Origin of the sequence: Corallococcus praedator, from assembly GCF_003612125.1 — a bacterium.
Classification (GTDB): Bacteria; Myxococcota; Myxococcia; order Myxococcales; family Myxococcaceae; genus Corallococcus; species Corallococcus praedator.
In genome coordinates, this window is the sequence record NZ_RAWI01000303.1 from 1 (window position 1) to 11,552 (window position 11,552).

10 protein-coding genes and 1 riboswitch are annotated in these 11,552 nt (G+C 70.4%); of the genes, 6 read left to right on the forward strand and 4 right to left on the reverse strand.

What is annotated here, in order from left to right; genetic code table 11:
* The coding region (locus D7Y13_RS29905; protein WP_147452522.1) for a xanthine dehydrogenase family protein molybdopterin-binding subunit at positions 1-1,387 on the forward strand (1,387 nt) is incomplete at its 5' end.
* A 21-nt stretch (positions 1,388-1,408) separates the two neighbouring features.
* Here D7Y13_RS29905 and D7Y13_RS29910 read toward each other — a convergent pair.
* Positions 1,409-1,978 carry a hypothetical protein gene (locus tag D7Y13_RS29910; protein ID WP_120584758.1) on the reverse strand — a complete coding sequence of 190 codons (570 nt, stop codon included), beginning with the start codon at positions 1,976-1,978 and terminating at the stop codon, positions 1,409-1,411.
* Positions 1,979-2,232: 254 nt separating this feature from the next.
* Positions 2,233-2,344, forward strand: a riboswitch (TPP riboswitch).
* 45 nt (positions 2,345-2,389) lie between these two features.
* Between D7Y13_RS29910 and thiC the strand changes: the two genes are divergently transcribed.
* Together thiC and D7Y13_RS29920 are read left to right on the forward strand one after the other, a co-directional pair.
* Positions 2,390-4,267: a phosphomethylpyrimidine synthase ThiC gene (gene thiC / locus D7Y13_RS29915; protein ID WP_120584757.1), complete on the forward strand. Its 1,878-nt coding sequence runs from the start codon at positions 2,390-2,392 to the stop codon at positions 4,265-4,267.
* Positions 4,268-4,397: 130 nt separating this feature from the next.
* On the forward strand, positions 4,398-4,802 hold the full coding sequence (locus tag D7Y13_RS29920; RefSeq protein WP_120537418.1) for a DUF4870 domain-containing protein: 405 nt from the start codon (positions 4,398-4,400) through the stop codon (positions 4,800-4,802).
* A gap of 3 nt (positions 4,803-4,805) precedes the next feature.
* Here D7Y13_RS29920 and moaA read toward each other — a convergent pair whose 3' ends face one another.
* The 3 genes from moaA to thiO form a co-directional block, all read right to left on the reverse strand.
* Positions 4,806-5,810 carry a GTP 3',8-cyclase MoaA gene (gene moaA / locus D7Y13_RS29925; protein WP_120537420.1) on the reverse strand — a complete coding sequence of 335 codons (1,005 nt, stop codon included), beginning with the start codon at positions 5,808-5,810 and terminating at the stop codon, positions 4,806-4,808.
* Between the two features lie 61 nt (positions 5,811-5,871).
* Positions 5,872-7,113, reverse strand: a complete 1,242-nt coding sequence (locus D7Y13_RS29930; RefSeq protein WP_120537417.1) for an HD-GYP domain-containing protein — start codon at positions 7,111-7,113, stop codon at positions 5,872-5,874.
* A 175-nt stretch (positions 7,114-7,288) separates the two neighbouring features.
* On the reverse strand, positions 7,289-8,404 hold the full coding sequence (thiO, locus tag D7Y13_RS29935) for a glycine oxidase ThiO (RefSeq protein WP_120584756.1): 1,116 nt from the start codon (positions 8,402-8,404) through the stop codon (positions 7,289-7,291).
* 301 nt (positions 8,405-8,705) lie between these two features.
* Between thiO and hisG the strand changes: the two genes are divergently transcribed.
* The 3 genes from hisG to D7Y13_RS29950 form a co-directional block, all read left to right on the forward strand.
* Positions 8,706-9,563, forward strand: coding sequence for an ATP phosphoribosyltransferase (gene hisG, locus D7Y13_RS29940; RefSeq protein ID WP_120537415.1), 858 nt, complete (start codon positions 8,706-8,708; stop codon positions 9,561-9,563).
* Positions 9,560-10,864 (forward strand): histidinol dehydrogenase, encoded by a 1,305-nt coding sequence (hisD, locus tag D7Y13_RS29945; RefSeq protein ID WP_120584755.1) that lies wholly within the window; start codon positions 9,560-9,562, stop codon positions 10,862-10,864. The genes hisG and hisD overlap by 4 nt, the downstream gene beginning before the upstream one ends.
* The coding region (locus tag D7Y13_RS29950) for a pyridoxal phosphate-dependent aminotransferase (RefSeq protein ID WP_120630845.1) at positions 10,861-11,552 on the forward strand (692 nt) is incomplete at its 3' end. The genes hisD and D7Y13_RS29950, both read left to right, overlap by 4 nt.

Consider the following 11,552-nt stretch of genomic DNA (forward strand, 5'->3'; position numbering starts at 1 on the left):
GGACGTGACGTGGGAGGGCGGGGACAACGGGGCCTATGACTCCGCGGCGTACCGCGAGCAGCTGCTGGAGGTGATTGGCAAGCCGGGCAAGGTGGTGCGCAACGTCGGCGACGCGGAGGCCGCGCTGGCGAAGGCGGCGAAGCGGGTGACGGCGACGTACAACACGCCGCACCTGGCGCACGCGCCCATGGAGCCGCCCGCGGCGGTGGCGAGGGTGGAGAACGGCACCTGCGAGGTGTGGGCCACGACGCAGAATCCGCAGGCCGCACGCAGCGAGGTGGCGAAGGCGCTGGGGATGGATCCGTCGAAGGTGACGATCCACGTGACGCTCCTGGGTGGCGGGTTCGGCCGCAAGTCGAAGCCGGACTACGTGGTGGAGGCGGCGCTGGTGGCGAAGGCGGTGGGCGCGCCGGTGCGCCTGCAGTGGACGCGCGAGGACGACGTGCGCCACGACTACTACCACTCGACGAGCGCGCAGCGGCTGGAGGCGGGCCTGGACGCGAACGGCAAGGTGGTGGCGTGGCACCAGCGCATCGCGTTCCCGCCCATTGGCTCCACGTTCTCCGACGCGACGTTCGCGGGGGAGGGAGAGATGGGGCAGGGCATCGTGGATCTGCCGCTGGCCATTCCGGACATCCGGATGGAGAACTGCGAGGCGCGGGCGTACACGCGCATCGGCTGGCTGCGCTCCGTGGCGAACATCTACCACGCGTTCTCGGTGCAGAGCTTCATCGACGAGCTGGCGCACGAGAGGGGCACGGATCCGCGTGACACGTTGTTGGAGGTGCTGGGGCCGTCCCGCATCGTGACGCCGAAGGAACTGGGCGTGGCGAAGGTGCCGAACTACGGCCAGCCGCTGGAGCAGCATCCCGTGGACTCGGCGCGGCTGCGGCGGGTGATCGAGCGGGTGACAGGCCTTGCGCGGTGGGACGAGCGCAAGCGCGAGGGCAGGGCACTAGGGCTCGCGGCGCACCGCAGCTTCCTGACGTACGTGGCGGTGGTGGTGTCGGTGGTGAAGGACGCGAACGAGCAGATCCGCGTGGACGAGGCGTGGATCGTCGCGGACGCGGGCACCATCGTGAACCTGGAGCGCGTGCGGTCCCAGATGGAGGGCGCGGTGGTGTTCGGCCTGAGCCTGGGGCTGTACGGAGAAATCACGATGAAGGACGGCGCCACGGTGCAGAGCAACTTCCGGGACTACCGCCTGGCACGCATCGCGGAGACGCCCCGGAAGATCCACGTGGACATCATCCCGAGCGACGGTCCGCCGGGAGGCGTGGGCGAGCCCGGCGTGCCCCCCGTGGCCCCGGCCCTGGCCAATGCCGTGTTCGCGCTCACGGGGACCCGCGTGCGCGAGCTGCCGTTGGTGAAGTCCGTCAAGGTGTGAGCGGACCTCGGCGGAGGGGCGTTACTCGAACGCGGTGAAGGCGAACGTGGACTGGAAGTCCACGTCCGCGCCCTTGGTCGTGAAGCTGGCCGCGGCCGGGCCGCGCAGCACGACGTTGAACTTGCCGTCGAGGAAGCGCGTGTAGTCGGCGTCTGGCATTGCTTCCGAGTCGAAGTCGACGACGAGCGCCACCGGCCCGCTCCCCGTGGGGTTCTCCACGTGGCCGGCGACGTAGGTGTTGTTGGACTCTTCGGTCAGGAACAACACGTCGACGCGGCCGGTGAAGACCTCCGCCAGGGAGGTCGCGCCCACGCTCCCCGCGCCCAGGGTGAGCGTCAGGGTCGTGAGCTCCACGCGAGAAGGCGACGCGCCGTCCAGCCCCTGGCGCGCCTCGTCGACGAAGACCTTGTAGGGGTTCCCCGACTCGGTCGAGATGCCCTTCTGGGCGGTGACGGTGCCGTTGGTGGTGTCGGACGACTTGGCCTTGAGGTTGATACCAACCGGCGCCGAGTAGGACACCGGGTCCTCTCCGCAACCGACAAGCGACAGGGTGGCGCACAGCAGCAGCGGAAGGACGCGGCTCAGCAGCATGGGGGACTCTTCCTGGGATGACAGCGAGGGGCGCACCCGGCCTGAGGCCCCACTTACGATCTGCACCGTCAGGAGCAAGACCTCCGGAGCTGTTTTCCGGCCACATGGAGGGCTGCGCTCCATGTGACGCCGCGGGAACGCTCGGGAGAGTCCAGACCCTGGGTGCCCCTCCCCGCAGGGCCTCCAGGCGTTCACTGGCCAGGGGCTCGTGCGTGCCCCGGTTGAAGCCCGCTTCCCCCTGCGCTACACCGCTCCGCAGTCGCTAGGGGCGCCTCCGGAAGGAGGCTGAGACGGTCGCGTTGCCGCGTCCGACCCTTTGAACCTGAACCGGTTAATACCGGCGGAGGGAAGCGGTGTGGGCGCTCCATGCTCCCGTCCCGTCTCCCGTCCGTTGTCACGAGGAGCCGTCCGATGAGTGGAGCGTCCAAGAGCCTGAAGGTCGACGGGAAGGTGCTGGAGGGGATCAGCCGCGGCCCGCTTCCCGCCTCCCAGAAGGTCTACGTGTCCGGGACCCTGCACCCCGACATCCGCGTCCCCCTGCGCGAAATCACCCAGACGCCCACCCGCCACCACGGCCCCGCGGGCTCCGGCCCGGAGACGGCCAACCCCCCCGTCCACGTCTACGACTCCAGCGGCCCCTACACCGACCCCGCCGCGGACATCGACCTGCGCCGGGGCCTGCCCGCCCTGCGTGAGAACTGGATCCACGCCCGCGCGGACACCGTGGAGCTGGCCGGCATCACCTCCGAGTACGGCCGCGCCCGCGAAGCCGACCCGCGCCTCGTCGGCCTGCGCTTCAGCCACATCCGCAAGCCCCGCGTCGCGAAGGCCGGCGGCAACGTCAGCCAGATGCACTACGCCCGCAAGGGCATCATCACGCCGGAGATGGAATACGTCGCCGTGCGCGAGAACCAGAAGCTGCACGCGTCCCTCGCCGCCCAGCACCCCGGCCACTCCTTCGGCGCCGCCATCCCGCGCGTGATCACGCCGGAGTTCGTGCGCGATGAGATCGCCCGGGGCCGCGCCATCATCCCCGCCAACATCAACCACCCGGAAGTGGAGCCGATGATCATCGGCCGCAACTTCCTGGTGAAGATCAACGCCAACATCGGCAACTCCGCCGTCACGTCCTCCATCGAGGAGGAAGTGGAGAAGATGGTCTGGTCCATCCGCTGGGGCGCGGACACCGTCATGGACCTGTCCACCGGCCGCAACATCCACGAGACGCGCGAGTGGATCCTCCGCAACGCGCCCGTGCCCATCGGCACCGTGCCCATCTACCAGGCCCTGGAGAAGGTCAACGGCAAGGCGGAGGAGCTCACCTGGGACATCTTCCGCGACACGCTGATTGAGCAGGCAGAGCAGGGCGTGGACTACTTCACCATCCACGCGGGCGTGCGCCTCCAGTACGTCCCGCTCACCGCGAAGCGCCTCACCGGCATCGTCAGCCGGGGCGGCTCCATCCTCGCCAAGTGGTGCCTCGCGCACCACAAGGAGAACTTCCTCTACACGCACTTCGAGGAGATCTGCGAGATCATGAAGGCGTACGACGTCAGCTTCAGCCTGGGGGACGGCCTGCGCCCCGGCTCCATCGCCGACGCCAACGACGCCGCGCAGTTCGGCGAGCTGGAGACGCTGGGCGAGCTGACGAAGGTCGCCTGGAAGCACGACGTGCAGGTGATGATCGAAGGCCCCGGCCACGTCCCCATGCACCTCATCCAGGAGAACATGACGAAGCAGCTCGCCGTGTGCCACGAGGCGCCCTTCTACACGCTGGGGCCCCTCACCACGGACATCGCGCCGGGCTACGACCACTTCACCAGTGGCATTGGCGCGGCGATGATCGGCTGGTTCGGCACGGCGATGCTCTGCTACGTGACGCCCAAGGAACACCTGGGCCTGCCCAACCGCGATGACGTGAAGGAGGGCGTCATCACGTACAAGATCGCCGCCCACGCCGCGGACCTGGCCAAGGGCCACCCGGGCGCCCAGGCGCGTGACAACGCCCTGTCCAAGGCGCGCTTCGAGTTCCGCTGGGAGGATCAGTTCAACCTGTCGCTGGATCCCGAGCGGGCGCGCGCCTTCCACGACGAGACGCTCCCCGCCGAAGGCGCCAAGGTCGCGCACTTCTGCTCCATGTGCGGCCCGCACTTCTGCTCCATGAAGATCACCCAGGACGTGCGCGACTACGCCGACAAGGTGGGCGTCAACGAGGTCCAGGCGCTGGAGACGGGGATGCAGGAGAAGAGCGAGGAATTCAAGAAGGCCGGAAGCGAGCTGTACCGCTGAAGCCTCCAGGCGGGCGGGGGCCTCCTCGGGGCCCTCCGTCCGCTGGATGACAGGCACCGACACGGCGTGCCATGTTGCGAGCCTTCAGGGCGCACCCCGTCGCGCCCCCTTCAATTTGGGAGGGCCCACCATGGACCCACAGCAGCGCGAGGATCAGCAGTTCGGCTCGTTCATCACCGGTTCGCCCACGGCGAGCTCGGATGAGAAGACGATGGGCATGTTGGCGCACCTGGGCTCCATCGCCGGCATCGTGGTGGGCGCGGGCTTCCTGGGCTGGGCGGTGCCGCTGTTCCTGATGCTGACGAAGGGCAAGGACTCGTCCTTCGTCCGCTCGCACGCGGTGGAGTCGCTCAACTTCCAGATCACCACCTTCATCGCGATGGCGGTCTCCGCCGTGCTGATGTGCGTGGGCGTGGGCTTCCTGCTGGTGCCCATCGTGGCGCTGGGCTCCATCGTGTTCACCATCATCGCGGGCCTGAAGGCCAACGAGGGTGAGCTGTACCGCTACCCCGTCAACCTCCGGCTGGTGAAGTAGCCGTCAGCCGCCAATGCCCATCATGGGCAGGAGCGTGGCGCCGTTTCCGGCCTCCGTGAAACGGTGCCCCTCCGGCTTGTCCCCCAGCGCGCGGCGCACGGCCATGGCCAGCTCCGCGTCGGTGGCCCCGCCCCGGATGAGCTGATGCAGCGGCGCCTGCGCCCGTCCGCCCAGGCAGCTGCGCAGGTCCCCGTTGGACGCCACCCGCACCCGGTTGCACCCGCCACAGAAGTTCTGCGTCAGCGGGGAGATGAACCCCACGCGTCCGCCCGCCGTGCGCCAGTAGCGCGCGGGTCCGGAGGTGGGTGACGCGGCGTCCTCCGGGGGCTCCTCGGTGAGCGCCCTCCCGGTGGCCGCCAGGCGCTCCAGCAGCTCCGCCGTGGGCACCGGCGTGCCCTGCCCGAAGGGCATCAGCTCGATGAAGCGCGGGGTGATGCCGCGCGCGTGCGCGAAGTCCACCAGCGCGGGCACCTCCGCGTCGTTGATGCCGCGCATCACCACGACGTTGAGCTTCAGCGACTGGAAGCCCGCCGCCGCCGCCGCGTCGATGCCGCGCATCAGCGCGTCGAAGTCACCCTGCTTGGAGATGCGCCGGAAGGTCTCCGCGGACAGCGTGTCCAGGCTCAGGTTGAGCTGGGTGACGCCCGCTTCGCGCAGGGGGACGGCCAGGGACTCCAGGCGGCTGGCGTTGGTGGTGATGGCCAGGTGCTGGATGCCCGGCACCGCGGCGAGCCTCCGGGCGATCTCCTGGATGTCCGGCCGGATGAGGGGCTCGCCCCCGGTGAGGCGCACGCGGCGGATGCCCATGCGCGCGAACACGGAGACGATGCGCTCGAACTCCGCCGCGTCCAGCAGGTCCTTCTTGCCGCCCCAGGACGCCGGGGAGCAGTAGGAGCAGCGGAAGTTGCAGCGGTCCGTGATGCTCAGCCGCAGGTACGTCATGCAGCGCCCCTGCGCGTCGAGCAACGGCGGGGCGAGCGGATTGGCTGAGGGCAGGGGGGCGGTCATCACGGGGCCTTCCGCCTTCATAACAACCCGCCCGGGGAAATCATCGCTCCCGTCGGGCCGATCAGCCCTCGGTGCCGGAGGCTGAACGGATCACCACCGGGGCGGCCCCTGGGGGCGGGGATGCGTTGGAGGCCGGACCCACTGGAGGTGAATCCGTGTCGTCATCCAGGTCGGTGAGGCGCGCCAGCTCCGTCTCGGCCTCGGCGGCGTCCGCGGCGGCCTGCAGCGGGTTGAGCTTCTTCTCCGCCATCTCCTTCTTGATGCGGATGAGCCCCTCCTCGCCGATGTCCAGGAACGCCTTCACCACGTCCGGATCGAACTGGGTGTTGGCGCAGCGCTTGATCTCCTGGATGGCGTTGGCGAACGTCGTGCCCTTGCGGTACGGCCGGTCGCTCGTCATCGCGTCCAGCGTGTCCGCCACCGCGAAGATGCGCGCGCCGATGTGGATCTCGTTGCGCTGGAGGTTGCGGGGGTAGCCCGCGCCGTCGAACCGCTCCTGGTGCGACAGGACGATGTCCGCCGGGGTGGAGAGGAAGGGGATGTTCTGGATCATCTGGAAGCCGATCTCCGGATGACGCCGCATCTCCAGCCACTCGTCGGGGGTGAGCTTGCCGGGCTTGAGCAGCACCGCGTCCGGGACGCCAATCTTCCCGATGTCGTGCAGGAGCGCCCCGCGGCCGATCTCCTCCATCTGCTTGCCGTGGATGCCCATGCGGCTGGCGATGGCGCTCGTGTAGCTGACGACGCGCTGGGAGTGGTCGCTCGTCTCGTGCTCGCGCGCGTCCAGGGCGGCCACCAGGGCCAGCAGGGTGTTCTGGTACGTGTTGGCGATGTTGTGCAGCGCGCTGCGAAGCTCGGCGGTGCGGTCGCGCACCTTGCCCTCGAGCTTCTTCTGGTAGCGCTTGCGCGCCATCTCGATGCGGCGCTTGGCGAGCGCGCGTTCGATGGCTCGGATGAGGTCGGTGAGCTTGGGTGGTTTGAGCAGGTAGTCCACCGCGCCCCGGCGTAGACAGTCCACGGCGGACTCGGTGTCGCCGTAGCCGGTGAGCATGATGACGGACGTGTCCGGCAGCCGCTCGCGCAGGTTCTCCAGCAGCCACAGCCCGTCACGGCCCGGCATCTTCATGTCGCTGATGACGAGCGGCGTCTCTTCTTCGCCCGCGACATCGAGCGCCATCTCGGCGCCATTGGCCACGACGCAGTTGTAGCCCTCCTCACGGAGGAGCACGGAGATGACGTCGCGGACGGAGTCGTCGTCGTCGACGATCAGGATTCGAGGCGGGGCGGGGGGGATGGCTTCCACGGCGGAAGATTCTAGAGGTTTCCGGGTCTTAAAGGCGAACGAGTGCGAGAAATTACCACCCGTCTCGCTTCCTTGCCGCCCAGGGCGGGGGGCAGGCCCTGGGCACCTGGGGCATCTCCCGGGTCCGCGTCATGGCTCCCACCACCCCGGGTAGGGCGACCGAGCGGCCCGGCCTTCAGCCTCGCGCCCCGGAGCCCCGGTCATGGCGGAACGGGGCGAGGTCCACGGAGGGCTTCTCTCCAAGCACCGCCTGGGCGACCAGCTTCGCGGTGATGGGGGTGAGGAGGATGCCGTTGCGGAAGTGCCCGGTGGCCAGGAACAGGCCGGGCACGGGCCCCTCCCCGATGTACGGCAGCGCGTCCTGGGTCCACGGGCGGAAGCCGGCCCAGGTCTCCGTCACCGGGGCCGGGCCCAGGTCCGGGCACAGCTCCAGGGCCATGTCGAGGATCCGCGCGAGCCCCGCGGCCGTCACCTGCTTGTCGAAGCCCACGTGCTCCATGGTGCTGCCGGCGATGATCCGCCCGTCCGCGCGCGGCACCAGGTAGCCCTTCGCGGACGTCACCACCCGCTCCAGCAGGGGCAGCCGCGTCTGCAACTGGATCATCTGGCCGCGAGCCGGGCGCACCGTCTGCGCCGCCACGCCGGTGCCCTGCACCAGGGACGACCAGGAGCCCGCGGCCAGCACGACGGCATCCGCGCGCAGCACCTCGCCGTCCAGGTCCACGCCCACCGCCCGGCCGTCTTCGTGCACCACGCCGCGCACGTAGCCGCTGCGGAAGTTCGTCCCCACACGCGCGGCGGCCATGGTCAGCGCGCGCACGAGCAGCCGGTTGTCCACCTGATGATCGTCCGGGAAGTGCGCGGCGCCCACGGCCTTCGGCGACAGGCGGGGCTCCAGCTCCCGCGCGGCCCGTCCGTCCAGCAGCTCCGCGCGCAGCCCCATGCCGTGCTGCCAGCCCACGGTGGACTCGACGTGGTGGTGGTCGCCTTCGTCGAACGCGACGCGCAAGAGGCCACAGGGGCGGTAGGCGATGTCCACGCCCGTCAGCTCGCGCAGCTCGGCGGCGAAGCTGCCGTAGAGGGCGCGGCTTCGCAGGCACAGCTCGAAGAAGGGCCCCGGACCGTTGGCCTCCCACTGCGGCGCGAGGATGCCGGCGGCGGCGCTGGAGGCTTCGGCGCCCGGAATGGAGCGCTCCAGCACCGTGACGCGCGCGCCTGCCTGCCGAAGACGCAGCGCGATGCCGCAGCCCATCAAACCACCGCCCACCACCAGGACGTCCGAGGGTCGCATGCGCCGCTTGTGCTCAAGCAGGGACGGGTTTGCAAGCTTCAAGACAGGGTCGTACCCGGGGGTGGCTTGACGGCGGGGGCTCCGGTCGTTAACCCTAGGGGCGTGCGTTCCATCTCCGTGCATCACCATCATGCGCATCATCGGCCGGCCCACGACGGGACCGTTCGCCGCGCGCATGCCTGGGTGACGCACTAGAACGCGCACCTCCTCCGGCACCTGCCGCAGTGATCGAAGGCCCGTCCCCCCAGGACGGGCCTTTTTTCGTTTCCGCCTCCCCCTCTCCAGTCCCGTGAGCCCACCCATGTTGAAGATTGCCCTGCCCAACAAAGGCCGTCTGTCCGAGGAAGTGCGCGAGCTGTTCAACGACGCGGGACTGGAGGTCCGCGGCCGGGGCGAGCGGGCCCTCACCGCGTCGCTGGGCGGCGAGTTCGAGGCCATCTTTGTCCGCGCCCAGGACATCCCGGAGTTCGTCGCGGACGGCGCGGCGCAGGCGGGCGTCACCGGCTGGGACCTGGTCAACGAAGCGGGCCGCGAGCTGGAGTTGTTGATGGACCTGGAGTTCGGCCGGTGCCGGCTGGTGGTGGCCGCGCGCGACGAGAGTGGCATCGCCCGCGTGGAGGACGTGAAGGACGGGATGCGGGTGGCGTCCTGCTTCCCCCGGTTGACGCAGGCCTTCTTCCAGAAGCGCGGCCAGCGGGTGACGGTGGTGCCGGTGAGCGGCGCGGCGGAGATCGCCCCGCACCTGGGCATCGCCGACATCGTGGTGGACCTCACCTCCACGGGCTCCACGCTGAAGATGAATGGCCTGCGCGAGGTGTCCACGGTGCTGGAGTCCAGCGCCCGGCTGGTGGCGTACTCCGGCAACGGCGTGGACGCGCGGCGTTCGCTGGAGGAATTGACGCAGGCGCTGGGGTCGGTGCTGGCGGCGAGGGGCCGGCGCTACCTGATGGCCAACGTGCCCAGGACGTCCCTGGAGCAGGTGCGCGAGGTGCTGCCCGGCCTCAACGGTCCCACGGTGGTGGACGTGATGGACGGGGGCAACTTCGTCGCGGTGCACGCGGTGGTCTCCTCGCGCACCATCTACCGCACGGTCAACGCGCTGAAGGCGCTGGGCGGCCAGGGCATCCTCGTCACGCGCATCGAGAGGTTGATGGCATGAGCGCCCCTGTCCTCAAGTACCAGGGCGCCCTGTCCGTCCTGACGTCCGAAGCGCGGCGCCAATTGCTGGAGCGCGGCGGAGGCGACGGCGATGCGCAGGTGACCAGCCGTGTGCAGGCCCTCATCGCCCGGGTGCGAGCGGAAGGAGACCGGGCCCTGTTCGACTTCGCGCGCCAGTTCGACCGCGTGGAGCTGGAGGCCCTGGAGGTGCCCCGTGCTCGGTGGGACGCGGCCCTGGAGTCGCTTCCTTCCGACGTGCGTGAGGCCCTGAAGCGCGCGGCGCGCAACATCGCCCGGGCGCACGCGGCGCAGCGTCCGGTGGCGACGCAGGTGGAGACGGAGCCTGGTGTGGTGGTGGGCCGCCGGCCGGATCCGCTGGGCCGGGTGGGGGTGTACGCGCCCGGTGGACGCGCGGTGTATCCGAGCAGCGTGTTGATGGGCGCGGTCCCCGCGAAGGTGGCGGGCGTGGGGGAGATCATCGTCTGTTCGCCGCCGGGTGCGGACGGTCTGCCGAGCGCCGGAGTGCTCGCGGCGGCGGCGCTGGCGGGCGCGGATCGCGTCTTCGCGCTGGGCGGCGCGGGCGCGGTGGCGGCGCTGGCCTACGGGACGCAGAGCGTGCCCCGGGTGGATCGCATCGTGGGGCCGGGCAACGCGTACGTCGCGGCGGCGAAGCTCCAGGTGGTGGACGCGGTGGCCATCGACGCGCCCGCGGGGCCCAGTGAGATCCTGGTGGTCGCCGACGGCAGCGCGCGTCCGGAGGCGGTGGCGCGCGAGCTGCTGGCGCAGGCGGAGCATGATCCGGAGGCGTGCTGCGTGGCGCTGGCGCTGGGCGCTTCGCTGGCCCAGGAGGTGAGCGACGCGGTGGTGCGGCAGGCCCGGTCCGCCCGGCGGGGGGACATCGTGCTGTCGGCGCTCGGGAGCCGGGGGGCGGTGCTGCGAATCGACTCGTTGGAGGAGGCGTGGCCCTTCGTCGCGGAGTTCGCGCCGGAGCACCTGATGCTCGCGACGTCGGCCGCGTCGGTGGACCTGGCGAAGGTGCGCAACGCGGGCACGGTGTTCGTGGGCCAGCGCGCGTCGGTGGCCTTCGGGGATTACCTGACGGGCGCGAACCACGTGCTGCCCACGGCGGGGCTTGCCCGGGCGTACTCGGGGTTGAGCGTGCTGGACTTCTACCGGTGGACCACCTGGCAGCGCGTGACGCCGGAAGCGGCGGCGGCGATGGCGGACGACGTGGGGACGCTGGCGGACAGCGAGGGCCTCTTCGCCCACGCGGACGCGGCGCGGGCCTGGAGGTTGCCGTGATTCCCTTCCGCGACACGTACCGGGACATCCCGCTGTATTCCCCCGCGAGGAAGCGCTGTCGCGTGGACCTGAGCGACAACACGAACCTCTTCGGTGCCCCACCGTCAGCGGAACGGGTGCTGCGCGAGGAGGGGCTCCAGCTCCTGGCCCGCTATCCCGCGGGCTATGCGCCGGACCTGAAGCGCGCCGTGGCCGCGTACGCGGGCGTCGCGGTGGACAGCGTGACGACGGGCTGCGGTTCGGACGACGTCATCGACTGCGCGCTGCGCGCCTTCCTGGAGCCGGGGGATGCGGTGGCGTTCCCGGATCCGACCTTCGTGATGGTGCCGCTGTTCGCCCGGTTGAGCGCGCTGCGGCCGGTGCCGGTGCCCCTGCGGGAGGACCTGGAGCTGGACGTGGACGGGCTGCTCGCGACGGGCGCGAAGCTGATCTACGTCTGCACGCCCAACAACCCCACCGGCACGGTCGCGTCCCGCGCGGCGCTGGAGCGGCTGGTGGACCGGGCTCCCGGCGTGGTGCTGATTGATCAGGCCTACGTGGAGTTCGCCCGGGGCGGGGACTTCCTGGACCTGGCGCGCACGCGGCCCAATGTGTTGGTGACGCGCACGATGTCCAAGGCGTTCGGCCTCGCCGGGCTGCGGGTGGGCTGGGCGGTGGGGGCTCCCGCGCTGGTGGCCGAGGTGGAGAA

What these genes read in the sequence shown, in the direction of transcription:
- D7Y13_RS29910 (WP_120584758.1), bottom strand. Translation starts at nt 1,978, where the DNA reads ATGCTGCTGAGCCGCGTCCTTCCGCTGCTGCTGTGCGCCACCCTGTCG.
- thiC (WP_120584757.1), top strand. Translation starts at nt 2,390, where the DNA reads ATGAGTGGAGCGTCCAAGAGCCTGAAGGTCGACGGGAAGGTGCTGGAG.
- D7Y13_RS29920 (WP_120537418.1), top strand. Translation starts at nt 4,398, where the DNA reads ATGGACCCACAGCAGCGCGAGGATCAGCAGTTCGGCTCGTTCATCACC.
- moaA (WP_120537420.1), bottom strand. Translation starts at nt 5,810, where the DNA reads ATGACCGCCCCCCTGCCCTCAGCCAATCCGCTCGCCCCGCCGTTGCTC.
- thiO (WP_120584756.1), bottom strand. Translation starts at nt 8,404, where the DNA reads ATGCGACCCTCGGACGTCCTGGTGGTGGGCGGTGGTTTGATGGGCTGC.
- hisG (WP_120537415.1), top strand. Translation starts at nt 8,706, where the DNA reads ATGTTGAAGATTGCCCTGCCCAACAAAGGCCGTCTGTCCGAGGAAGTG.
- hisD (WP_120584755.1), top strand. Translation starts at nt 9,560, where the DNA reads ATGAGCGCCCCTGTCCTCAAGTACCAGGGCGCCCTGTCCGTCCTGACG.